General features: G+C 32.7%; 18 protein-coding genes. 1 reads left to right on the plus strand and 17 read right to left on the minus strand.

Going from position 1 to position 26,998, the window contains the following annotated elements; translation table 11 throughout:
- Positions 1-48: 48 nt before the first annotated feature.
- The 17 genes from CCE28_RS10640 to CCE28_RS10720 form a co-directional block, all read right to left on the minus strand.
- Positions 49-870, minus strand: a complete 822-nt coding sequence (locus tag CCE28_RS10640; RefSeq protein ID WP_207652887.1) for an XdhC family protein — start codon at positions 868-870, stop codon at positions 49-51.
- A 345-nt stretch (positions 871-1,215) separates the two neighbouring features.
- Positions 1,216-3,435 (minus strand): xanthine dehydrogenase family protein molybdopterin-binding subunit, encoded by a 2,220-nt coding sequence (locus CCE28_RS10645; protein WP_095133692.1) that lies wholly within the window; start codon positions 3,433-3,435, stop codon positions 1,216-1,218.
- Positions 3,436-3,450: 15 nt separating this feature from the next.
- Entirely contained in the window at positions 3,451-4,299 is an 849-nt protein-coding gene (locus tag CCE28_RS10650; protein WP_095133693.1) for an FAD binding domain-containing protein, read from the minus strand.
- 13 nt (positions 4,300-4,312) lie between these two features.
- Entirely contained in the window at positions 4,313-4,768 is a 456-nt protein-coding gene (locus CCE28_RS10655; RefSeq protein WP_095133694.1) for a (2Fe-2S)-binding protein, read from the minus strand.
- A gap of 387 nt (positions 4,769-5,155) precedes the next feature.
- Positions 5,156-6,661: an HAL/PAL/TAL family ammonia-lyase gene (locus CCE28_RS10660; protein WP_095133695.1), complete on the minus strand. Its 1,506-nt coding sequence runs from the start codon at positions 6,659-6,661 to the stop codon at positions 5,156-5,158.
- A 361-nt stretch (positions 6,662-7,022) separates the two neighbouring features.
- The gene (locus CCE28_RS10665; protein ID WP_095133696.1) at positions 7,023-8,588 is read right to left on the minus strand and encodes a BCCT family transporter; all 1,566 of its coding nucleotides are present in this window, start codon (positions 8,586-8,588) and stop codon (positions 7,023-7,025) included.
- A 227-nt stretch (positions 8,589-8,815) separates the two neighbouring features.
- Entirely contained in the window at positions 8,816-11,716 is a 2,901-nt protein-coding gene (locus CCE28_RS10670) for an AAA family ATPase (protein WP_095133697.1), read from the minus strand.
- 108 nt (positions 11,717-11,824) lie between these two features.
- The gene (locus tag CCE28_RS10675) at positions 11,825-12,442 is read right to left on the minus strand and encodes a cyclodeaminase/cyclohydrolase family protein (protein ID WP_095133698.1); all 618 of its coding nucleotides are present in this window, start codon (positions 12,440-12,442) and stop codon (positions 11,825-11,827) included.
- An 86-nt stretch (positions 12,443-12,528) separates the two neighbouring features.
- Positions 12,529-13,797 carry an imidazolonepropionase gene (hutI, locus tag CCE28_RS10680; protein ID WP_095133699.1) on the minus strand — a complete coding sequence of 423 codons (1,269 nt, stop codon included), beginning with the start codon at positions 13,795-13,797 and terminating at the stop codon, positions 12,529-12,531.
- A gap of 6 nt (positions 13,798-13,803) precedes the next feature.
- Positions 13,804-14,709 carry a glutamate formimidoyltransferase gene (ftcD, locus tag CCE28_RS10685; RefSeq protein ID WP_095133700.1) on the minus strand — a complete coding sequence of 302 codons (906 nt, stop codon included), beginning with the start codon at positions 14,707-14,709 and terminating at the stop codon, positions 13,804-13,806.
- A gap of 104 nt (positions 14,710-14,813) precedes the next feature.
- Positions 14,814-16,835, minus strand: a complete 2,022-nt coding sequence (locus tag CCE28_RS10690) for a urocanate hydratase (RefSeq protein ID WP_095133701.1) — start codon at positions 16,833-16,835, stop codon at positions 14,814-14,816.
- A 137-nt stretch (positions 16,836-16,972) separates the two neighbouring features.
- The gene (locus CCE28_RS10695) at positions 16,973-18,652 is read right to left on the minus strand and encodes a formate--tetrahydrofolate ligase (protein ID WP_095133702.1); all 1,680 of its coding nucleotides are present in this window, start codon (positions 18,650-18,652) and stop codon (positions 16,973-16,975) included.
- Between the two features lie 205 nt (positions 18,653-18,857).
- Positions 18,858-20,390, minus strand: a complete 1,533-nt coding sequence (gene hutH, locus CCE28_RS10700; protein WP_095133703.1) for a histidine ammonia-lyase — start codon at positions 20,388-20,390, stop codon at positions 18,858-18,860.
- 198 nt (positions 20,391-20,588) lie between these two features.
- Positions 20,589-21,302 (minus strand): DUF554 domain-containing protein, encoded by a 714-nt coding sequence (locus CCE28_RS10705; RefSeq protein WP_095133704.1) that lies wholly within the window; start codon positions 21,300-21,302, stop codon positions 20,589-20,591.
- Between the two features lie 76 nt (positions 21,303-21,378).
- Entirely contained in the window at positions 21,379-23,349 is a 1,971-nt protein-coding gene (locus CCE28_RS10710; protein WP_095133788.1) for a sensor histidine kinase, read from the minus strand.
- The gene (locus CCE28_RS10715) at positions 23,342-24,034 is read right to left on the minus strand and encodes a response regulator transcription factor (protein ID WP_095133705.1); all 693 of its coding nucleotides are present in this window, start codon (positions 24,032-24,034) and stop codon (positions 23,342-23,344) included. Before CCE28_RS10715 ends, CCE28_RS10710 begins: the two co-directional genes overlap by 8 nt.
- 583 nt (positions 24,035-24,617) lie before the next feature.
- Positions 24,618-25,505 carry a DNA-3-methyladenine glycosylase family protein gene (locus CCE28_RS10720; protein WP_242972962.1) on the minus strand — a complete coding sequence of 296 codons (888 nt, stop codon included), beginning with the start codon at positions 25,503-25,505 and terminating at the stop codon, positions 24,618-24,620.
- A 115-nt stretch (positions 25,506-25,620) separates the two neighbouring features.
- Between CCE28_RS10720 and CCE28_RS10725 the strand changes: the two genes are divergently transcribed.
- The gene (locus CCE28_RS10725) at positions 25,621-26,985 is read left to right on the plus strand and encodes an MATE family efflux transporter (protein WP_095133706.1); all 1,365 of its coding nucleotides are present in this window, start codon (positions 25,621-25,623) and stop codon (positions 26,983-26,985) included.
- The last annotated feature ends 13 nt before the right edge of the window (positions 26,986-26,998 follow it).

Consider the following 26,998-nt stretch of genomic DNA (forward strand, 5'->3'; position numbering starts at 1 on the left):
TTTGTTTTTTCAAACTCTTAACTCTTAACCCTAAACCAAATATAATTTTTATAATTTTATTTTTAAAGAACCCGATTCTTTTTTATATTTCACAGCTTGCATTTCCGCTAATATGCTTAAGGATATTTCCTCTGGTGTCTCTCCTCCTATGTTTAATCCTATAGGAGAATATACCCTAGATAGTTCTTCTTCCGTATATCCCTTTTCCTTCATATTATTAAAACAATGTCTTACCTTTGTTTTACTCCCTATCATACCTATATATCTAGCATCACTTCTTATTACCCTTTCTAAGGATATTTGATCGTATTTATGTCCATGAGTAACTATTACAACATTACTGGTATCTTTTATAACATATTTAGCTAGTTCTTCCTCTATATTTCCAACTAATAATTCATCCGCTTCTGGGTAGGTCTCTTTGTTTACTAATTCGGCTCTATCATCTACTACTACCACATAATATCCTAATATTTTAGCCAATTTACTAAGCTTATTACCTATATGCCCTCCACCTACAATTAATAGTTCATCCTTTTTCTTAAATACCTTCACAAAAACCTCCACATTTCCACCACAAACCATACCTAATCCATCTTGTCTCAATTCATACTTAATATTCTTAGATAAACCTCTCTTTATCAATTCCTTACTCTCTTCCATAGCTTGTCTCTCTATTTTTCCTCCACCAATAGTACCTTCTATTAATTCTCCCAACTCATTCACAAGCATCATACTACCTTCTCCCCTAGGAGTCCCCCTAGTACTGTTTACTATAGTTACTAATGCAGCATCTTCCTTGTTCCTAATCATATCATACAATTTTTCTATAACTTTCCCTTCCACATTATCTCCCCCGTTTCTAATCATATATAAATATACTATCTCCAGAATCAATAAGCTCTGACCACCTACGAAGTGAAATGAATCAAAAATTTTTATAAGGTGGAACATCAGAACATCCTGTGCTGCAAACAATTGTGAATCTTCTATACTAATTATAAGATTCGCACCCTATAGTCTGATAGTGACTTACCTTATAAAATATTTTTGATTTATTGAACTGAAGTAGGTGCTTATACATCTAGCGTAGCCATAGTTTATCTATATAAACAATTGTACTAAATTTTCTTCGCATTTGTTGATGATATTTGTAAAAAATAAAAAATCAGTAGTTAATAATCTAAATTCACAGACTATTAACTACTGACCATATTAGCTATTTAAAGCATCTATAATCTTCTCAGGTATAACTGGTAGTGAGCATATATTAGTTCCTAAGGCATGATTTATGGCATTTACTACTGCAGGTGCTGCTGCACAAGCACTTATTTCTCCCACACTCTTAGCTCCAAAAGGACCCATTTCCTGAGGTTCTTCTATTAAGTGAACTTTTACCTCTGGCATATCTGGCACATTTATAACATGGTATTTAGCAAAAGTATCACCCTTTAATCTTCCCTTAGAATCAGCAGTGATTTCTTCTGTTAAAGCCATTCCTATTCCCATTTGTATAGCCCCTTGAACTTGACCTTCCACCATACCTCTGTTTATAGCCTGACCTATATCATGTACTGCTAAAAAGTCTGTAACCCTTACTAGTCCTGTTAGTTTATCTACCTCTACCTCTGCAAAGTTTACGCAGTATACGGCTGGATTTGCAGGTGACTTATAACTTATAGTTTCACTCACATCCACTTCATATTTAGTTTGTATTTTAATTACCATTTCTCCATAGGATAATTCCTTATCATTACACTTAATTACTCCATCCTCTAAATGTATTTCATCTAAATCACATTCAAATACTTTAGCAGCATACTCTAAGAATCTTTTCTTTACCTTTTCAGCAGCTTTCATAGCAGCTCCACCACATACAAAAGTAACACGGCTTGCTTGGGTTCCTGCTGAATCAAATGGACTTGTTAAAGTATCTGCCTCTGGAATAAATATTTTATCTAAATCCACATCAAGTACTTCTGCAATTATCTGTTGCATAGATGTTATGGTTCCACAACCTTGATCATGAAGACCTGCATTTAAGTATATGGTTCCATCTTCGTTTATTCTAATATACATATCTATAAAATCTTGATATGCTCCATAATATCCATTACCATGGGTAGCACATGCAACTCCTATTCCCTTTACATATCTGCCTTCAGATTTAGGAACATTTTTTCTTTCATTCCAATTAAATATTTGGGCTCCCTCTTCAAGACATTCTGTAATCTTCACATTTCCAAGATTGGTTCCACCTGTAGGATCATCTTCATTAGGCTTCACCACATTTTTAAGTCTAAGTTCAATAGGGTCCATATTAAGTTTTTTAGCTATCATATCCATATTTATTTCCGATAATACATGGATTTGTGGAGATCCATATCCCCTACAAGCACCACCAACAGGAGTGTTTGTGTATACTATATCAGCCTTGAACCTTTGATTTTCAACCTTATATAATCTAAAGGACTTCTTAGCCATAGCCATGGCCACAGCATCTCCGTTAGTAAAGTAACCACCTGCATCAATTAATAAATCCATATCCCTAGAAATTAATTTACCATCATTACTTACAATAGTCTTTACATTGCCCTCTATAGCATGTCTAGTTCTTGTAGCTATAATACTTTCTTTTCTATCTAAAGTTAATTGTACAGGTCTTTTTAACTTATATGATAAGTAAGCACATACTGGTTCTAATATAGGTTGCCCCTTTCCTCCAAAAGATCCTCCCATTACAGTCTTAATCACCCTTACCTTGTTAAGGGGTAAATCTAGTATTTCTGCTACTAGTAATCTTACTTGATATACTACCTGACAAGGTGTGTACACCGTAAGATTTCCAAATTCATCTATATTAGTTACACAAGAGTGGTTTTCCATGGCTGCATGGTGAACCTTTGGAGAATGGACAGAAGTTTCTACTACCACATGTCCCTCTTCATCTACAGTTTCCACATTTCCCACTTCTATCTTTTTAGTAGATATATGATAACCGTCCTCCTTAAGTGCCTTTTTAGGATCTATAATAGGCGTATATTCTTCATACTCTATTTCTATTAAGCTAGCAGCTTCCTCTAATACTTCTTTGTTTTCCGCTACTATGGCTCCTATTCTATCTCCAACAAACTTTGGCTCATCTGTGAATATTTTTTCGTCCTTCATAACTTCAAGACCCACAAACCACTTATGAGAATTATAAAGAGTATCTGGTGAATCCTTTGGTGTGAACACCTTTACTACACCCTCTAATGCTTCTGCCTTATCATAATTTATACTTTTTACTCTTCCATTTGCTATATTACTTAATATAAGCTTTGAATATAGCATATTATTAAGTTTCATATCCCCTACATACTTGACTTTTCCCGTAACCTTTTCCTTTATATCATGTATTGGATACGTTTTTCCTACATATTTAAAGTTTTTCACATATATCACCTCCAATTATCCTAACAACTGCTTATAAATATCACTGCCCAAACCTTTTATGGCTTCACGTTTATAAGTTCTTGATTTTCTAGTTGGTATAGCCTCGTCAACTTGCTTTGATAAAACTTCATAAAATCTATCTAGTAACTTCTCATCTATTTCTTTATCATTTAAGAATTCTTCTACCATGGTAGCTCTAAAGGCCTTAGGCCCTAATGCACCTAAAACAACTCTACTGTCTAATATTTTATTTCCTTCTTTTTTAAGAAGTACACTCATATTTAACTTAGATATGGTAACCCTAGTTCTACTTCCCAATTTGGCAAAAGCACTTTCATACCCTTTGTATTTTGGTATGATTATTTCTATAATAATCTCATCCCTGTTTAATGAGTTTTTTCCAAGTCCTATTATAACCTCATCAATAGATCTTTCTATTCTTTCATTATGTGAGTTTATAGTTACTACCTTACTATCCATTAATAACAGGGTAGGTATAAGGTCGGCTCCAGCAAAGGCATTAGCCACATTACCACCAATAGTAGCCCAGTTTCTGATTTGAGTTGAACCAACTTGGCCAGATGCAAGGGACACACATATACAATTAGACTTTATAATTTCACTTTCTTCTATAGTAGTGAAAGTTGTACCTGCTCCTACTCTTATAAAGTCATTTTCTTCTTTTATATAATTTAATTCATTAATCCCTTTTAAATCAATTAATGTACCCTTATGGATTTTATCCTTTTTCATCTTTATTATTAAATCAGTTCCTCCACTTAAGGCATAGGTGTTTTCATCAATGTCTTTTAAACACTCTACCAACTGAGTTAAATTGTTCGGAGTTTTCATAATCATAGACATATTCACTCCTCCTTTATTTATGTGCCGCTGATTTTACAGCTTTCACAATTTTGTTATACCCTGTACATCTACATAAATTACCCTCTAGAGCAATCTTTATTTCTTCTTCCGATGGATCATCATTTTTCATTAATAATGCCTTAGAGCTCATAAGCATTCCTGGAGTACAATAACCACATTGAACAGCTCCATTTTCTATGAATGACTTTTGAAGCCTATCTAGCTCTTCATCCTTTTCTAAACTTTCTATAGTAAATATTTCTTTACCACTTACTTGATGTCCTAATACTAAGCATGAATTTACAGCAGCACCATCAATTATAACAGTACAAGCTCCACATTCACCTTCCCCACAACCTTCTTTAGTTCCTGTAAGCTTTAAATCATCCCTAAGGACATCTATCAATCTCTTAGCAGAATCCACATCCACCTTAACGTCTTTTCCGTTTACTCTAAATTCAAGTAACATAATTATCATCTCCCTGATACGTCATCTTCTTATCTTAAATTCTAATACACAACCGTCAAAAGAAAGTCCATTAATACAGTTTTATTTAAATCATTTTGACCTTTTATTTATGTGTAGATAAACTACTTCAAACTCAATAAACTCTAGCTACCTACAAGTTTCTATAATTCAAAAATTTTTAGAAGGTGGAACATCACAACATCCTATGCTGTAAACAATTGTGAAACATCTATAGTAAATATATGATTCATACTCCATAATGTGATAGTGACTTACCTTATAAACGTTTTGAATTATAGAAACGTAGTAGGTTCACATACCTTTAGCTTAGACATAATTTATCTATCCACATGGTATAAGTAGCAGGCCATAACCTGCTACTCTAATTTACTCATTAATTATATCTATAATTTTCTTAGATTTAATAAAGTTATATGATTTATTAATATCTACAGATAAATTTCTATCCTCTTCTAAGAAGGATACCTCTTTTCTGAATGCTTCCCATACTTTCTTAGTATACTTGCCAGCCTTTTCTACCTTCCTTAAATCCATAGCTTGGGCTGCATGCATTAACTCTATCCCTAGGATGTAAAAAAGATTATCAACTATTTTAGTTGTCTTTTGAACTACTAATGGAGTATTATTTGCATGATCCTCTATATCCCCTGCCACAGAAAAGAAATCTGCCGTTACAGGATTAGATAGATGTCTTATTTCCGTATCTAATGATGTAAATACCTTCTGAATAGTACCATAAGCAATTACTCTAGTATCTGCTGGCGTTAAGAACCTTGATAGTCCAGTAAACTTAGGTCTAGCTAACTTTATTGTTCTATGACAAGCTGCCTTAGATAAATGGCTAAGAGCTATTCCTAACATTTCAAAGCCTATTGCCCATGTGGTAGGTTCATAATTTGCACAGGCAACCATTCTTCTTTCATCTACTAATACACATGGATTATCCTCAGACGTATTTAAGTGAAGATGTAAATATTTTTCCACATGCTCAAGGGAATCTCTAACAGCTCCATGGATTTGACAAGACCCTCTAAAGCTAAGGGGATCCTGTAGTGCATCTGCAACTCCAGGTAAGTATAAATAACTTCCTTCTAGGAATCTTCTCACATTGTCTGCACTCTTATTTTGTCCTGGAAATGGTCTAATCTTATGGGTAGATTCATCAAGGGGAGTCACATTTCCCTTTAGGCCTTCTAGGGACATGGCATAAATTAAATCTGCCATATCAAGTAAATCTTGCACATCCTTTAAGACAAGAGCTCCCTCTCCAGCAGCCAATGCATTAGAACTTACTATTGCAAGGCCATCCTTTGGACCTAACACAATTGGCTCAAGCCCTTCTATTTCGTAAGCTTCCTTAGTAGTCATAAGTTTACCCTTATAATAAACATTTCCCTCTCCCATGGCTGCAAGGCCAATATGAGATAAACATGTTATATCTGCTTCTCCTACAGACCCCCTCTTTGGTATCTGTGGAAGTATATCTCGATTTATAAACTCTGCATATCTTTCTACTAACTTAGGCTGAGCTCCCGTATATCCTAATAAATAATTATTAAGTCTAGCTACTAATATGGCCCTTGTTTCTTCTAATGTTGCATCAGGTCCTACACCTAAAGTATGGGCTAATACTAGGTTTCTATTATACTCTTCATAGTATCTTTCAAAGATTTCCCTATCCTTATTAAGACCTACCCCCCTATTAAATCCATATACGGGTACATCACTATTTAGCATTTCATATACAAACTCTCTTGATTTCACAATTCTTGCATAAGCCTCTTCACTGATTTCAACTGCATATCCATCACGGGCTATTTTACTTATTTTATCCACTGTTAAATTATTTCCATCTAATACAACCTTCTTCATTTCCACCACTCCTCTTATAAAATCTAAAATTAAATTCTCAGACTATACACATAAACAGATTACTTTATAACTCAATAAACGCTATGCACCTATGAAGTGAAATAAATTAAAAATACTTGAGAGTGTGGAACATGACAACATCATATGCTGCAAACAATTGTGAATCTTCTACTGTAAGTATAAGATTCGTACTCTGTAATGTCATAGTGACTTCACTCGAAAGAATTTTTGATTTATTGAACTGAAATAGGTTCACATACCTCTAGCTTAAATACACCCTACCTAAAACCTTAATTCTAAATTCTATTAATTTTTCTTTTTAATGGGACGGTTATTAAATAACCGTCCCTAATAAATTTAATTATTTTGATTCCTCTTTCATTCCATTAACCTTATCGTACTTTTTATGATTTACAATCATATATACTCCACCAGCTGCCATAGCCAACATGAAGAATAGGATTGGGAAACCGGCCACAGTGGATATTTGCTTAGTAGCATCTATACCACTTATCTTTCCACCAGCAGATAATAAGTTAATTATTGCTAGAGATGACATTACTACACCCCAGAATATCTTAACTTGCCCTGGTGCTTCAGCTTGATCATCATTATATGCAGTAGTAGATAGTGATGATATGGTTGAAGTCATAGAGTCTGCCAATGTTACTATAGATACGAATATGGCTACAATATATATGATACTTGTAACTTTAAATCCAGGGAAATTCTTCAAGAATTCAAATACAGCAACTTCATTTCCACCAGCTTTCATGGCTTCAACGATTCCAGCACCATTCATTTGAAGGTTTACTGCTGCTCCACCAAATACTGCAAACCAAATTAAACCGAAAGTAGCTGGTAATACTAAGTTAACCATCATAAATTCCTTAATAGTACGTCCTTTTGATATTCTTGCAAAGAACATACCTGTAAGTGGTGCATAAGCAAGCCAAATAGCCCAGTAGTAAATAGGCCACCATCTTGGCCATGGAGATCCGTCTATTGGACTCATATATAAAGTTCTCTCAAAGAAATTTTGTATGAAGTGACCAGTAGATTGAGTTCCAAAGTTTACTATAAATCTTGAAGGCCCCAATATAAATACAAATACTAACATTACTATAAATAGTTTTGCATTATTATCAGATAACCACTTGATACCCCTTTGTAATCCTGTGTAACTTGAAATTACATATGTTAAAACGATACCTGCAACTATTGCTATCCATAACATTTTTCCCGTTTCAATTCCAGTAAGTATGTTAAGTCCACTACCTATTTGCATGGTACCTACACCTAAGATAGCAGAAACTCCACCAGCTATGGCAAATAATGAAATATTATCTACAATAGCTCCAACTGACCCTTTTATCTTTTCTCCAAAGAATGGATATAGGGTAGAACTTACTTGGAATGGTAACTTTGCATTATATACACAGAAAGCTATAGTTACCCCTGCAATTGCATACATACCATAAGGTAAGAACGTCCAGTGAATTAAAGTTTGAGTCATAGAAAACATTGCTGCTGCTTCAGACCCTGGTGTAAGACCAAGAACTTCTGGTGGATTGTACATGTGAGTTAATGGCTCAACAACTCCCCAGAATAATACTCCTGTACCTATACCAGCACAGAGTGAAATTGCAAACCAGTTCCAATAACTTAACTCAGGTTTTGCATCTGGCCCACCCAACTTAATTTGTCCATATTTAGAACACATTAAATAAATACATAATGCTAAGAAAATAAGTCCTGATATTTGGAATAGCCATCCAAAGTTTTCAAATGCAAATTGTGCGATTGCATTTTCTGCATTGAAGAATGCTTCTGGAGCCACAATTCCAGTTATTATTGCCAATAAAAATATTATTGACATTGGAATGAATATGGACATCCTTAAACTAGCCTTTTCTAACTTCTTCATAATATCCCCCTTCTTCTTTCTTTTGATTTTGGCAAACGTTTACAAATTAAATATTCTAAAAATTTTAACTTATCACCATTTTAGCACACTAAAGTCAAAATAAAGTCAAAACATTCACAATTATAGTCTAGTATTTATTTTTTCCGTACAAAAGTGCAATTTTATTTTTGACTTTTTTCTTTTTGAGTTTTAAAAAAGAACTTCCATTAATGAAAGTTCTCTTATTATTATTTTTTATTTCTATTTGCCATTTTATCTTTTACTTCCTCATATACCTTCATGGCATTTGGATTTTTAATTTTCTCTGCTACTTCCTTTGATTTTTTCAAATGTAGGGAAGCCAAATTATAATTTTCTTCTTCTATCAGTAATAAGGCCATATATCCATGGGCAATTGAACGTCCCCAAAGGTAATTTAATTTAGAATATATACTAAGGGCCTTTTTAATATATTCTTTAGATTTTTTATAATCCTTCATATTATAGTATGCTTGACCTATATTAGTATAAACGGTAGGTAATCCTACTATTATATTTTTACTCTCACATAGGATAACTGCCCTTTTATAAAATATTATGGCATCTTCATTTTGATTATTTATTCTCTTAGCATCTCCCATATAATGATATGCTGCCGCTATATTTAATATATACTTATTATTTTCATCTAATGTGGTGAGTATATTTATTGAGCTTTTAAGAAGTTCCTCTGCGGATTCATATTCTCCCTTTAATATGTTAAGGTATCCTTTAAATCTTAAAAATACTCCTTTTTTATCCATATAATTTTCTTTGCTTATTATTTCAAAGGCCTTATTAATATACTCTTCCATCATATTAATATTAGATGTATTCATACAATAATATATTAATTGTTGATATCCTTCTAATGCCAATAAATATTCTTTAATTTCTAATGCCTTATGAATTATTTTTTCTGTTATATTAATACCCCTTTTATAGTCTCCCGTTGCAATATAGTATTTTCCTAACATATTTAAATAATGTAGCTCTATAACTCTTAAGGTTTCTCCCTTACCACTCTTTTTTAACTCTTTGATTATATTTTTTATTTCCTCTAGTTTTTTGATTACTTCTCCCTTGTTAACTTCCTTTGAATCATATTTACCAATTAATTTTGGACTAACTAATGGAAAGACTTCCTGAGTTAATTGTAAATAAGTTTTAAAGTTTTTTACTATATATTCTAATTCTTTTAATTTATTGCCGCTCTTGTTAAAGTGATATATTAATCTACCATAATAGGAGTCATCCTCATAGGCCATTTGGCCTTCTATATAGTTTGCCACTTTATTGTGCAAAAGTTTTTTTCGTGAAAGACTCATTTGATTATACACATAATCCCTTATTTTTTTATGAGTAAACACAAATTCAATTTCGTCACCTGTTATACGCTCTTTTATAATATTTTTTTCCTGTAGTTCTTCTATAATATCCATAAGTTCTAACTCTTTTTTTCCACTTAAGGATATTATATCCCTTAAAGTTATCTTATCAAAAAATATGGAGAATATATTTAGTATCTTTCTACTTTCTTCAGAAATACTAAGTAGTCTATGCCTTAATATGTTCTTAGTTTTATCGGATATATCTGTAAGGCTTTTATTCTCTCTAATATTATTTAATATTTCTACTAGGAAAAATGTATTTCCCTCTGTTTCTTTATATAAAATATGATTTAACTCTTTAGTTATAATATTTTTACCTAAGTATACTTTAGAAAACTTAAACACGTCTTCCCTACTAAACCTTTTGATTGGAATTTCATCCAATATATTATTTTTTATCATTTTACTTAAAAACAATTCTAATTCTTGTTTATTATAGCTTCTATATGTGAATACAAAAAATATATCACTATTTTTTTGCATAATATTCTTAATTAAGGATAGGCTTGATTTATCAATCCATTGGATATCATCAAAAAACAATACTATCTTTTTATTTCTTGAGATGGTTTTTAATATATTAATTATGATCTCTTCTGCCACCTGATATTTTAAAATATCTACATTTTCTATGAGATTTACATGCTTTATATTATCTTTAATACTAATTCCAGGGAATATATAACTTATGACATTTTCCCATAAAACAGGAATCTTAATATTATCTTCCTTTATTATATTTCCTAATTGATTAAAAATTTGTGACCAGGGTTTTAATAAATAATGTTTTTCTACTTCATAACATCTACTTATAAACTTATAGGAGTCATCTTTTATACACTTGTCCATAAATTCTTCTGCCAATTTAGTTTTTCCTATACCTTCTTCCCCCGTCAATACCATATTCTTGTATTCTTTATCCCTTATGAAATTATTAAAATTCTTTTTTAATTTCTTTAGTTCCTTCTCACGTCCAAATAAAAAACTTCTAGACTTTTCTGTATCCTCTTTGTTTTTCATAGCCTTTTTTTGAATCAATTCTTCAAATAATTCTGTAGTCTTCACATCTGGAGTTATGGCCAATTCTTTATCTAGAATATTGACTAATTTATTATATACTTCTATTCCCTTATTGTAGTTCTCTACTTGATCATATACACCCATGAGAAACCTGTAGGCCTTTTCATCTAATTCATCTATTTTTATAAGCCTTTTACAATTACTTTCCGCTTCTTCATATAATTTATTTTTAAAATCCATGTCTATCTTTTTATTTAATCTGTCTATGAGTTTATCCTTATATTCTTCCTTCTTTCCAATCATCCACTCTTGAAAATTCTCAGCATCTTTAATTAAAAATCCCTGTAAAAACTCCCCTTCATATTCTATGTTATTTTCTATATTGTCCTTTAAAAAATTCTCCACATCAATATGCCAATCAATATCTTCATTTAACATTAAAATAGATCTACTTGGTGATATGATTATATCATCCTTGAATAGTTTTCTTATGGTATATACTGCATTTCTTAAATTTTTCTTTCCCGTACTCTCATTGGCCTCACACCAAAGAAGATTTACTAGTTCATTTCTCTTAGCTCTTTTTTTCACAAGTAAATAGTAAAAAAGGGCCTCTGCCTTTCTAAAGGGAAAGCTTATTCTATTTTCTTCATAAAATATTTCTGGTGTACCAAATAATTTAGCTACTATTTTTACCATAAGATAACTCTCCTTAATAAATTATGGTTAAGAGTCTAGGATTGGCTCTTAACCATATGTTATATTGTGAAACTTATGAAAGTATAAACTGTCATTAATACTTTTATTTTATAATACTACTTTTCCTAAGATTCTCTTTTCTACTTCTTCTACTTTTGATTCAATTTCTTCTACTTGTGCACTTACTTCTTCTACAAAAGCTTCATCCTTTATAGAACCTAAGTTAATCTTTACATTATATAATGCAGATAACACAGCTGTTCTAGACATCATGGCAGCTACAGCACCATCTGTTACAGCATTTTGATTTCCCTTTACTACAACAACCTCTATGATTTCCATAATCTCTAGAGCCTTTTTAGCCACACTTAGTGGAACTAACGATGCGCTCTTAGATCCAGCTTGAATAGCTTCTCTTCTCTTAGCCTTGTCTTCATCTGTTTCCTTAGGTAATTTAAATGCATCCATAACTTCGTTAAATGCATCTGAATCCCTATCTATGTCAAGGACGAATTCAGTTCTAAATTCTTCAGCCTTCTTAGCTATTTCTTTCATTTCTTCTTCTACTTCAACATACTTTTTCTTACCTACAGTAAGGTTTGCAACCATCTCAGTTAAAGCTGCTGCTATACCTCCAGATAATGCTGCTATACTTCCACCACCAGGAACTGGTTCATTAGAAGCCGTTTTATTTAAAAATTCTTTAACATTTAAATCTGCTAACATTTTATATTTCCTCCTTTATAAGGTTTAAAGTTTAGTGTTAAGGCTTTAGGCTTTTATCCCCGAACCCTTAACACTTAACCATGTTTTTAGTATAATAATCCGCTGTTTTCGTTATTTACAACTAATTTACCACCCTTTATAACCTTCTCTACAGTGTTAACTCCTATGTGGTATGGTATAAACTTATATGAAGGGAATTCAAGGATTACTAAATCACCTTTCTTGCCTTCGTCTATACTTCCTACTTCATGAGCACGGTCTATGGCCGCTGCACCATTAATAGTAAGGGCTGTAATAGCCTCTTCAATAGTCATATTCATATATAGTGTAGATAAAGCAAATAATAATGGTATGGATTCTGTATGACAGCTTCCAGGATTAAAGTCAGTAGCTAGTGCCACAGCACAACCGTTATCTATCATAAATCTTCCACGAGCATAATGTTCCTTTAAACTAAATGCTGTAGCCGGTAATAATGTGGCCACAACTCCAGCTTCAGCCATTTTCGTTATGCCTTCATCTGATGCTTGAAGTAAGTGGTCTGCAGATACGGCTCCAACTTCTGCTGCTAGATCAGCTCCACCTAAGTGTACAATCTCATCTGCATGTAACTTTAGTTTCATTCCCATTTCTTTTGCTTTATTTAATAACTTTCTAGACTCTTCTACTGAGAATACATTTTTCTCACAGAATATATCACAAAACTCTGCTAAATCATTTTCTACCACATGTGGAAGAACTGTTTCAATTATATAATCAATAAAGTCTTCTCCACGCCCCTTATAACCAACTGGAACTGCATGGGCACCTAGGAATGTCTTACTTATATCCATAGGATGGATTTTTTCTAATTCTTTCATTACTTCCAATTGTTTAATCTCCGTGTCAAAATCTAAACCATAACCACTTTTACCTTCTACAGTTGTAACTCCAAATTTCAACATGGAATCAAGTCTTTTCTTTCCAAGTTCTATAAGATCTTCTTTAGATGCCTTTAATGTTCCATTTGTAGAGTTTGCGATTCCGCCACCAGCTTGCATAATCTCCATGTAAGAGCAACCTCTAAGTCTCATGTCAAATTCTTTTTCTCTATATCCACCAAATACAAAGTGAGTATGAGAATCTACAAATCCAGGAAGTACAGCCTTACCAGTGGCATCTATAACTTCATATTTAGACTCATCCACATTTGCCATTATTTCATCTGTCTTACCTACTTTTTTGATTATTCCATCTTCTATTACTACAGCGCCATTTTCTATTACATGGATATCATCCATTTCTTTTCCAGTTTTACCTTTAAATCCACTACAAGTTACTAGTTGATTTGCATTTTTAATTATCATATTTCCCATAATCATCTACTCCATTAAGCTAGTTTCTATAACTTTGTCCATTGAGAATCCATATAATCCTAAGTAGTAAGCTGCACTATCTATTAAAGCTTCCATAGGAACAAGTCCTACTACTTCACTACCTAATACATTAACTCCATATCTCTTAGCTTCCATTTTAACTGTTTCAAATACTCTGTATACAGAAGTCTTAGTATAATCTGTAATATTCATTGTTACTTGAGTAATTCCTCTTTCTTTAATTTCAACTCCACCAGCTTTAATGTATCTAAATCCACCACCAGAGTGTCTAATAGCTCTTGCAATCTTGTTTGCAATTTCCACATTTTGAGTATCTAAGTCAATGTTATAAGCTACAAGTGGCATTCTAGCTCCTACTGCTGTAACACCTGCTGTTGGGTGAATTTCATTCTTACCAAAGTCTGGATGCCATTCTGGATCTTGTAACTTTTCAGGCATTCCTTCAAATTGTCCCTTTCTTACCTTTGCTAAGTTTTCTCTAGCTGGTGTACTTGCTGCCTTTTCATATAAGAATACTGGAATATCATGTGCTTCATTTATTGCTTTAGCTGTTTCTTTTGCAAGCTCAACAGCTTCTGCCATAGACATATTCTTAATAGGAATAAATGGTACTACATCTGTAGCTCCCATTCTAGAATGTTGTCCTTCATGCTTAGTCATATCAATTAATTCAGCTGCAATACCTACAGATTCTACTACTGAATTTTTTACTGCCTCTGGCTCTCCCATTATAGTAACTACCACTCTATTGTAATCTTTATCAGCTTCATAATTTAATAATTTTACATTTTCTGCTTGTCTATATGGATCAACTATTTTCTCTATTTTATCCATATCTCTACCTTCACTATAGTTAACAACACATTCTACTATTTTTCTTGCTTCACTCATGTCAATTTCCTCCTTAAAGATGTTTAGGGTTTAGAGTTTAGGGTTTAGGGTTCTCATTTTTATCCCTTAACTCTAATCTCTTCACCCTTAACTCTAATCTTTTTTTATTTTTCTAACTTTTCAGCTACTAATTTCTTTACTAGGTCTTCCTTTGGAATATATGGTAATGTAATATGATCTTGACCTTTGTAAATTTCATTATATTCTACACAAGTAGATACGGCATTTTCGTTTCTAGCCCAAGCACGTCTAGCAACTCCACCCATAACATCCCAAGGCATAGCGCTCTTTAAAATGTTATCTACTCTAGTACTTCCATCTAGAACCATACCAAATCCACCATTGATAGATTTTCCGATTCCTACACCACCACCATTGTGAAGAGCTATTAAACTCATACCACGAGCAGCATTTCCTGCGAAAATGTGAGTAGCTTGGTCTGCCATAATATTACTTCCATCTTTAATGTTAGATGTTTCTCTAAATGGAGAATCAGTTCCACCTGTATCATGGTGATCACGACCTAACATTACTGGTCCAATTTCTCCACGTCTAACCATTTCGTTAAACTTAAGAGCAATTCTCATTCTTCCAAGGGCATCTTGATATAGAATCCTTGCTTGAGTTCCAACAACTAATTTATTATCATCTGCATCTTTAATCCAAATGTAGTTGTCCTTATCTTGATATCTTCTCTCTGGATCGATGCAGTCCATAGCAGCCTTATCAGTCTTTAATAAGTCTTCATGCTTACCACTTAAGCATACCCATCTAAATGGACCATATCCAAAGTCAAATAATTGAGGTCCTAATATATCTTCCACATAAGATGGCCAAATAAATCCATCCTTATCGTCTCTACCATTTTTAGAAATTTCCTTAACTCCTGAATCATAGATAGCTTTCATAAAAGCATTTCCATAATCGAAGAAGTAAGTTCCACGGCTAGTTAATTCTTTAATTACTTCATAGTGAGTCTTTAAAGTCTCATCTACTAATTCTTTAAACTTAGCCTTATCTTCTCCAAGTAATCTTGTTCTTTCTTCAAAAGATATTCCTTGTGGACAGTATCCACCAGTGTATACTTCATGACAAGAAGTTTGGTCAGATAATAAATGTATATGAACGTCATTCTCTACTGCATATTGTAATAAATCAACTATATTACCATGGAATGCAATAGCACAAGTTTCTTCTTTATCCATGTAGTCTTGAGCTAAGTCAAATGCTTCCTTTGGACTCTTAGCAACTGCACTTACCCATCCTTGTTCATGACGAGTTACGATTCTTGAGTAGTCAACTTCTGCAATGATACCTACACCTTTAGCTATCTCTACAGCTTTACCTTGAGCTCCACTCATTCCACCAAGTCCAGAAGTAACAAATAATTTACCTTTTAAGTCATCCTTAATTCCAAGCTTCATTCTACCAGCACCTAAGATAGTAGAGTAAGTTCCATGAACGATACCTTGAGGTCCAATGTACATCCAACCACCAGCAGTCATTTGTCCATAGTTAGCAACTCCTAGTGCTGCTGCTCTGTTGAAGTTTTCCATATCATCAAACATACCAACCATAAGTCCATTAGTAATAATTACTCTTGGAGCGTCTGGCTTTGAATGGAATAATCCTAGAGGATGTCCTGAATGGATAACTAATGTTTGATCTTGAGTTAATACTTCTAAGTATTTCTTAATTAATAGATATTGCATCCAGTTTTGACAAACTTGACCCGTTTCTCCATAAGTAACTAACTCATAAGGATAAAGAGAAATGGCAAAGTCTAAGTTGTTGTCCATCATTACTTGGAAAGCTTTTCCTTCAATACATTGTCCCTTATACTCATCAATTGATTTTCCTGTAATATTTCCCTCTGGTCTAAATCTATATCCATAGATTCTTCCCTTAGTCATTAATTCCTCTAAGAATTCTGGAGCTACTACTTCATGAAATTCTTCTGGTACATATCTTAGAGCATTTTTAAGAGCCAATTCTATTTCATCTTGAGATAGATTAACGTCTCTCTTTGGAGCTCTTCTTAAACCTTCTATAAATGCTGGATATTCCGGTAATACTGCATCTAATTTAACTTCCATAGCTTGTGCTACTTCTTTATTTGATAACATATTATTTCCTCCTTGCTTAATTTTATGTCCTTGATTCTTATTCGTCTAATCATAAAAAAAGGCTTTAGGTTTAGGGTTTAGAGTTTAGGATTTTATCCCTCAACTCTAAACTCCTATCCCTTAACCATTAATGTTTTCTAGAATAACCCTGAAATGTTTCCGTCTTCATCTATATCCATTCTATTAGCAGATGGTACCTTTGGAAGTCCTGGCATTACCATGATATTTCCTGTTAAGCATACGATAAATCCAGCTCCATTAGATACTCTTACTTCTTGTACTGTTATATCAAAATCTTTAGGCGCACCTAATAGATTTTGGTTATCTGATAATGAGTATTGAGTTTTAGCCATACAAACTGGAAGTTTATCAAGTCCTAACTCTTCTAACTTCTTAATTTGCTTCTTAGCTTTACCACTAAATACAGCACCACGTCCACCATATATTTCAGTTACGATAGCGTTTACCTTTTCTTCAATAGGTTGTTTTTCATCATAGATGAATTTAAAGTCTGGAGTTTCTCCTTCGATCATTGAAACTAACTTTTCAGCCATTTCAATTCCACCTTCTCCACCTTTTTCCCAACATTCATTTAATACTACGTCTACGCCTGCATCTTCACACTTCTTAATTAAAAGATCAATTTCAGCTTGAGTATCTGTAGCAAACTTATTGATTGCAACTAATGCAGGTAATCCAAACTTTCTAATGTTTTCAACTTGCTTCTCTAAATTTGCAAATCCCTTATCTAGAGCTTCTACGTTTTCTCCAGATAACTCTTTTTTGTTTACTCCACCATGCATTTTAAGAGCTCTAATTGTAGCAACTATTACTACTGCATCCGGACTAAATCCGCCATATCTACACTTGATGTTTAAGAACTTTTCAGCTCCTAAGTCTGCACCAAATCCTGCTTCTGTTACTAAGTAGTCACCTAATTTTAATCCTAACTTTGTAGCCATTATACTGTTACAACCATGAGCTATATTAGCAAAAGGTCCACCGTGTATAAGTGCTGGTGTGTTTTCTAATGTTTGCACTATATTTGGCTTGATAGCATCTTTAAATAACATGGCCATAGCTCCGTGTACACCTAATTCCTTAGCATAAACTGGTGCTCCTTCATAATTGTATCCTATTACCATCTCTCCAAATCTTCTCTTTAAATCCATTAAATCAGTAGCTAAACATAATACTGCCATAACTTCTGATGCAACGGTAATCATAAATCCATCTTCACGAACGAAACCATTTCCCTTAGGTCCAAGTCCTACAACAACGCTTCTTAAGTTTCTATCGTTCATGTCTAATACTCTTTTCCAAGTAATTTGACGAGCATCGATGTTAAGTTCATTTCCTTGTTGAATATGGTTGTCTATAGCTGCTGATAATAAGTTGTTAGCAGTAGTTATAGCGTGCATATCTCCAGTAAAATGTAAGTTAATGTCTTCCATTGGAACTACTTGTGAATATCCACCACCTGCAGCTCCTCCTTTAACTCCGAATACAGGTCCTAAAGATGGTTCTCTTAAAGCAATTACTGCCTTTTTACCAACCTTGTTTAATGCCTGACCAAGACCTACTGTTGTAGTAGATTTTCCTTCTCCAGCTGGAGTCGGGTTAATTGCAGTAACTAATACTAGTTTTGCATTTTCTTTATTTTCTAATCTTTTAAATATATCTAAAGATATTTTTGCCTTATATTTTCCATATAACTCTAATTCATCATCTAATATATCCCAATCTTTTGCTATATCAGCTATTGGTAACATTTTTGCACCTTGTGCTATTTCTATATCGCTTGGAACTTTACTCATGAATGATTCACTCCCTTTGTAATCTTCTTGTTTTAAATTATAGATGGTTTCCGTCTCTAAAACGTCTCCATCTTTTAATTTTTAGAAATTATCTAATTTTTGTGAAATTTGACGTTTTGTGACTTATTTAATTACAGTTCCACAATTTATAATGCCCTAGTGGCTAAAAAAAACTCCTGTGAGAATGCTCTCACAGGAGTTTTTATTAAAATTCTAATTCACCTATTGCTTCTTCAACAGCTTCTACTATAACATTGCTGTCTACTAATTCTGCTGCTTTGTTTATATCTCTATACATTACTCTATCATCTTCCCAAGTGCTTACTACTTCTCTTACTTTTTCATAAGCAACTTTAGTTCCTAATCCTAGCTTTTCGCTACCTCCATTTAAGTCTATAGCTTGTACAGCACTTATAAGTTCTATAGCTACTACACGACTAGCATTGTAGCAAATATCTCTAGCTCCTCTAGCTGCAATAGTTCCCATACTTACATGGTCTTCTTGGTTTGCAGAGGATGGAATAGAATCTACACTTGCTGGATGAGCTAATACCTTATTTTCTGATACTAGAGCTGCTGCTGCATATTGAGCAATCATAAATCCAGAGTGAAGTCCTCCCTTTTTAGTTAAGAAAGCTGGTAATCCACTTAAAGCAGGGTTTACTAATCTTTCAATTCTTCTTTCAGATACGTTAGCAATCTCTGCTATGGCAATCTTTAAGAAATCAAATGGTAATGCCATTGGCTGACCATGGAAGTTCCCTCCTGAAATAGCATATTCGTCATCAGCAAAGATAAGTGGGTTGTCTGTAACTCCATTCATTTCTATATCCACTTTACTTAATACATAGTTAATAGCATCTTTACTAGCTCCATGAATTTGAGGTAAGCATCTTAATGTGTATGCATCTTGTACTCTTATTTCACCTTGTCTAGTAGTTCTTCCACTATCCTTAACTATTCTTAAGAAGTTTTTACCCGTATCCATTTGCCCCTTGTGTGGACGCACCTTATGAACTCTTTCATCATAAGCATCTACTATTCCGTTTAATGCCTCCAGTGTTAATGATGCAGATATATCAGCAAGCTTTGCTAAGTTCTTAGCATCGTAAGCCGCTAAAGCTCCTGTAGCTGTAAGTACTTGCGTTCCGTTAATAAGGGCTAAACCTTCTTTAGAAGTAAGTTCTACAGGAGTGATTCCAGCCATTTCCATAGCCTTTATACCATCCATAAGTTCTCCCTTATAATATGCTTCTCCGTCTCCAATTAAAGGTAGTACCATATGTGAAAGAGGTGCTAAGTCACCACTAGCTCCTAAAGATCCTTTTTCTGGAATAGCTGGATGTACTCCCTTGTTTATCATTTCAATTAATGTATCTAGTGTATTTGGTTGAATTCCTGAGAATCCTTTAGAAAGGGCATTTGCACGCATAACCATGATGGCTCTTACTATGTCTTCAGAAAAATTTGGACCTACGCCACAAGCATGACTGATGATTAAGTTTCTTTGTAAGTCCTTAGCTTCGTCCTTAGTTATGCTCACATCGCTGAACTTTCCAAAACCAGTAGTTATACCATAGACAACCTTTTCCTCATCAACTAACTTGTCTACAAAAGCTCTAGATTTTTCTACTCTCTTTCTAGCTTCACCATCTAGTTCCACTTCATATCCATGTCTTGCCACGTTAACTAAATCTTTCAGAGTTAAACTATTTCCGTCAATAATAACTTTTTTCATGTATACCCCTCCATTTATAATTTATCTACAAAACATTTTTTCATGTTTTCAAATTTTCTGACTATACTAAAATTATACATGTGTCGAATATTGAAAGTCAATTGAATCGAGACAACTTACAGTAGTATTGCTTTATCTCATTAAAGAATGGAGAATAAAAAGAGATAACAAACATCAGTTTATTATCTCCAATTCTATTTAAAATATTAATATTATAACACTATATACAACTGGTACCAACAAGGCAGGTAGCATATTTCCAACTTTTATTTTTGTAACCTTTAACATATTAAATGATAAGGCTATAATTAAAAGTCCTCCAATGGGAGTTATTTGACCTATGAGATTTTCAGTCAATACGCCCTTTAAATATGTGGCTCCTAAACTTATACTTCCTTGATAGATTAAAACGGATAGGGCAGAGAATGCCACACCAATACCCATAGTAGAAGTAAATATAATAGATGATATGCCATCTAGTACAGATTTTGCATATAATATTTCGTGATTGTTTTTAAGGCCATCCTCTAATGCTCCTAATATGGCCATGGCTCCTATACAATAAATTAGGCTAGTAGTCACAAAAGCCTTTGATACTTTACTTTCTCCCATATCAAACTTATTTTCAATAGTATCTCCTAAACCTTCTAACTTCCCTTCTATATTTATCCATTCACCTAACATAGACCCTATTACCATGCTAAATATTACTAATAAAAAGTCATCCCCCTTGATGGACATGGCATTTTTAATACCTATTAAAAATACACATAAGCTAAGAGCTTGAAGTATTATGCTTTCATAATCACCCTTTATCTTTTCACCAGATACTCTCTTAATACATTTCTTCCCCACTAAAGCTATAATACAACCTCCAAGAATTGCTCCCGCATTCACTATTGTTCCTAACATTTCCATATCCCCCTACTACTATACTTAAATATAATATATAATTATACACTAGGAGGAATATAGATTCATCACTTATTTACTCATATTTAGGAATAGTGATAATAGCCTTAAATAAATCTCCATCTATATCTATATTAAAATTTCCCTTTTGTAACTCTACAAGACTCTTAGCAATGGATAATCCAAGGCCACTCCCTTCACTCTGCCTAGATTCATCTCCACGTTTAAATCTCTCCATGAGTTCATTGGCATCTATATTTAATTCATTGGCAGATATATTTTTCATCACTATGGATATACTATTTTGTGAATCTATCACATCTATATATACTCGTGAATTCATGAGTGCATATTTAAATATATTAGACATGAGGTTTTCTATAACTCTCCACAATAATTTTCCATCTGCCTTTACAAAGGCCTTTTCCTCAGGATAATTGAATTTAAAGTCTAAACCAGAAGAATTTATCTTATTATCTAACTCCCCCATCACTTGAGTTAGTAAAGATATTATATCTATTTTTTCAAAATTCACAGGAATACTACCACTAGATGCCTTTGATGCTTCAAATAAATCATCTGTTAAAAGCTTTAATCTTAAGGATTTTTCCTCTAATACTTGTAAATATTCTTTTATATTTTGGGAATCCACATCTTCTTTTTTAAGTAAATCTATATAAGTTATTATAGATGTAAGGGGTGTTCTTATATCGTGAGATACATTACTAATAAGTTCTGTCTTTAACCTTTCACTTTTTAGCTCCTTTTCAATGGCAACTTTAAGACCTTCAGTCACTCCATTTATGCCATTTGCTAGTTCCTTATATACACCGCTACTTTCTGTTTTTATCTCATAATTTAGTTGGCCCTTTTCAATTGACTTTATTCCAGTCATTATTCTCTCTAAATCCCTTACTTTTTTTGGTGTTGGAATCATTCTAATAGCCAGTGGAGATCTTTTTAATCCATTGCCTATAAATGAAAATATTTTTCTTATGATTTTATATATTAACGTATGACTAATTAGAGTTCTATTTTTAATACGTTTTGTCATGGTCAATAATAAATTAATTCCTATAGCACTAGCTATAGCGGCTAAAGGCATCATAGCTATTCGGGAAGATTCTGTGTAAATTAAATACGCACCTGCTAGGCAAACTATTATAATACTTCCATTTATTATTAAGTTCAAATCCACATAGGGTTTATCTATTAATGACATCTTCACAGGACCATTTTTTTCTTCTCTTCCACAAGTATACATTAGGTGAATCAATGCAATCATAAGACCTATACATGCACCTATAATAATTTTTAAATGAAATAATAAAACTGTTCTTCTCTCATCCCAATTCTTTTGTTTTAAATTTATAAATTCTTCACCAAAACCAATATAAACAGTTTCATTATCATAATCCTCGAACCATCGCCTCATATAATACCTCATATTCGGACCTTCTATTGAAACATGTTGTTCACTTTCATCATAGGTAATATATACAGGTTGTGATTTAAAGAATTTCTTTGAAGCATCTACTGAATTGGTTTTTACATAGTCTCCTTCAGATATGAAATAATGTAAGCCTTCTATACTATTTATCTTGTTTAATTTTTCATTATATCTTCTTAAATCTTCATTTATTTTCTTAGTTTTCCATTCATTAATCTGTGAAAAATATTCCTTTTCAAATGCTTCTTTCACATCATCTTCTTTTATCTCATCTTTTTTTAGTTTACTCTCTTCATAGAATTTTTCTTGAAAACCATAATATAAATTTTGAAGTTCATTATCATAATTATGTTCTTTTAACGTGCCACCACTTTTAATATGCTCTTCATCTTTGTAAATAGTTAAAATATTAATTAGATCTGAAGATATATCATATATTTCGTTTTCCAGTTCATAGCTTCTTTTATAATCTCCTTTAAAAATTAAGTCTCCATCCATATGTCTCATAGAAGAAATCTCAATCACAGAGGCTATAATAGTAACTGAACAAGCAACAGCTACTAAAAAAGATACTGCCTTAATAAATCTGTTATACATTATATTTTTCCACCTTATATCCAATTCCCCACACCACCTTTAAATATTTTGGTTCTTTAGGATTTATCTCAATCTTTTCTCTTATTCTTCTTATGTGCACAGCAACTGTGTTCTGTGCTCCATAGGCATAATCATTCCACACTTTTTCATAAATCTCTTCAATAGAATATACTATCCCTGCATTTGCTACTAGTTCCTTTAAAATTTTATATTCTAGGGGAGTTAATTTAACTATCTCATCATCTATAGTCACTTCCTTTCTCTCATCATCAACTACTAAACCACCAGTTCTAAATATACCTGTCTTTTTAGCATAACTCCCAAAGGAAGTATATCTTCTCAATTGTGATTTTACCCTAGCTATTAGTTCTAATGGATTAAATGGCTTTGTCATATAATCATCTGCTCCCATATTTAATCCCATTATCTTATCCATATCCTCAGATTTAGCCGACAGCATTATAATTGGAATATTTTTAGTATCCCTTATTTTGTTAGTAGCTGTCATACCATCCATTTTAGGCATCATAATGTCCATTATAATTAAATGTATCTCTTCATTTTCCAACACACTTAATGCCTCTGCCCCATTGTAAGCCTTAAATATGTTGTAACCTTCATTTTTAAGATATATTTCTATAGCATGGACTATTTCCTTATCATCATCACATACGAGTACATTCATAAACTATTCCCTCCTAACCAAGTTGTATTAATAATAAATTTATTATAGCAATAATTATAAAGCTTATGTATTACGAACTATATTACTAAAAACGAAAGATTTTCTTAAGATTGTATACAGAGAGACACACTATGTTCAAACTAGGTGTATGTGAACCTATTTCAGCTCAATAAATCAAAATTTCTTTCGAGTGAAGTCACTATCACATTTCAAAGTATGAATCTAATACCTTTGGTAGAAGGTTCACAATTGTTTACATCATAAGGTATTGTGATGTTCCACACTCTCAAGAATTTTTAATTCATTTCATTTCATAGGTAGCAATAGTCTATATTTACTTACAAGGGAATATGAATGAAAAATTTTTAGAAGGTGGAACATCAGAACATCATATGCTGCAAACAGTTATGAACCTTCTACCGTGAATATACTATTCATACTCTATAGTCTGATAGTGACTTACCTTATAAAATATTTTTTATTTATATGACCGAAGTAAGTTCACATACAGTTAGCTTCCATGTAGTTTTTCTACAACGACAATTAAAATAACTCTCAATTAATTGAGAGTTATAAAATAAAATTATTTTCCTATGTTTAATTCTCTAGCATAATAAAACATGTATTGTTGAGCAAATCCACCTAAGTCTTCATATTTTTCTTTTGCAAATTCCTGTATCTGATTATTAGTAGCCCCATCTTTAAAATAAAAATATTCCATGACTCTTTTTACCCATACATCTATGGGAAAGGCCTTATATTTTCTCATGGAAAATAATAATATACAATCGGCGACTTTAGGTCCTACTCCCATTAATCTGAGTAAATTCTTTTTAGCCATTTCCCTATCTAAGTTTTCAAGTTTGTACACATCTACTTGATTTTCTTTCACTATAAATGTGGTACTTTGTATGTATTTTGCCCTATATCCCACATTTAAGTTCTTTAATTCCTCTTCTGGCTTGTTATATAGTTCTTCTGGTGTGGGAAAGGCATAATATTTTTTTCCATTATACTCTTCTATGAACCTTCCATACTTTTCACTAATAAGCTCTACTGATTTTTTTATCCTAGGTATGAAATTTCTGGCAGATATGATAAAAGATATTATGGTTTCCCATTCATCTTGATTTAATATCCTTATACCACATCCATGTTCCACTGCTTGTGCCATGATATTATCATCCTTTGTCAATTTATCTTTAATAGCACCATAATCCCTATTAAAGTCAAAATAATCTATCCATATATTTTGAAAATCTGTCATATTAGTATTTAAAAATGTAATAGTATCTTCATCTTCATATATATGAAGTACTTTGCCATGGGCTACGCCTATATAACTTCCATCCTCTTGTTCATTCCATCTAAAACATTGACCGCAATCAAAGGTATGCTTTAAATTAAAATCTCTTATCTTGGCAATAATCTTATTATCTTCTTCTTTTATATGATCTATCACTGAGTTCACCCCACATATTTTATATGTATTTAGTTATTTCCAATTTCCTAATATTTTACTATCCTTTAGTATAGCTGTATAATATTTCTATAAGTCAAAACTTAATTTACAAGGAGAAACTAACATGAATGATAATACCCAAAATCCATTAGGTGTAAAACCTATTCTTCCTCTTATTATAAAATTATCAATTCCATCTATTATTTCCATGTTTGTCCAAGCCCTTTACAATGTGGTTGATAGTATTTTTGTATCTCGCATAAGTGAAACTGCCCTAGCAGCCTTGTCACTGGCCTTTCCTATACAATTAATATTAATTGCCATGGGAGTTGGGACGGGCATAGGAACTAGTTCCTTAATATCTAGATTACTTGGAATGAAAGAATACGATAAGGCGTCTAATACGGCCTTACACGTGGTTTTAATAAGTTTTATATATGGAACAATAACAGCCTTAGTAGGTTATTTCTTTGTAGATGATATAGTAGGCACCTTCACCTCAGATAAGATTTTAATAGGACATGCTATTAGCTATATTCAACCAATTTTATTAGGTTCAATAGCCGTTTATTTACCAACTATAGGTAATAACATACTAAGGGGAGAAGGAAATACCTTTATACCCATGGTAACCATGCTAATAGGCTCTGTATTAAACATAATATTAGATCCCATACTAATATTCGGTTATGGTCCTTTCCCAGAAATGGGAGTGGCAGGGGCAGCCATAGCTACCATAGCATCTAGAATCATAAGCGGTTCTTTCATCATATGGGTACTACTTAGCAATAACAATAGGGTTAAGTTTAATATTAAAAAGTTTAATTTTGACAAAGATATAATAAGAAAGCTCTACGCAGTGGCATTGCCTGCAATAACAATGCAGTGCATGGCTTCCTTTATGATTTCTTCATTTAATTATTTACTCAGTGATTATGGAGAATCTGCCATATCTGCCATGGGTATTTATATACGACTTCAATCCTTTGTATTTATGCCCGTATTTGGTCTTAATCAAGGTTACATCCCTATAATGGGATATAATTATGGTCATAAACATCCAAATCGAATGAAAGAGGCTATGAAGTATGCCACTTTAATAGCCTTTACATTTACAACTATTGGAACTATTATTTTTCAACTATTCCCTGAGAATCTCATATTACTCTTTGGAAATAGTGAAGAATTACTTAGTATAGGAACAAAGGCTTTAACAACCATAAGCATAGCCTTTCCCATCATAGGACCTGCCATAATTGGTTCTACCACATTTCAAGCCCTTGGTTTTGGCATACCAAGCCTTATATTATCATTTTTAAGGCAAATGATCCTATTACTGCCTGTAGGCTATTTATTAAACAAATTAGGAGGCCTTGATTATATATGGTTTTCCTTCCCCATATCAGAAGTAATATCTTTTATAGTAATGATAATCTGGCTAACAAGCACACTAAAAAAAGTATTTTTAAAATTAGAAAAGGACAATTAGTTAAACTAATTGT

The sequence above is a fragment of the Anaeromicrobium sediminis genome, from assembly GCF_002270055.1.
In the GTDB taxonomy this organism is placed as follows: Bacteria; Bacillota; Clostridia; order Peptostreptococcales; family Thermotaleaceae; genus Anaeromicrobium; species Anaeromicrobium sediminis.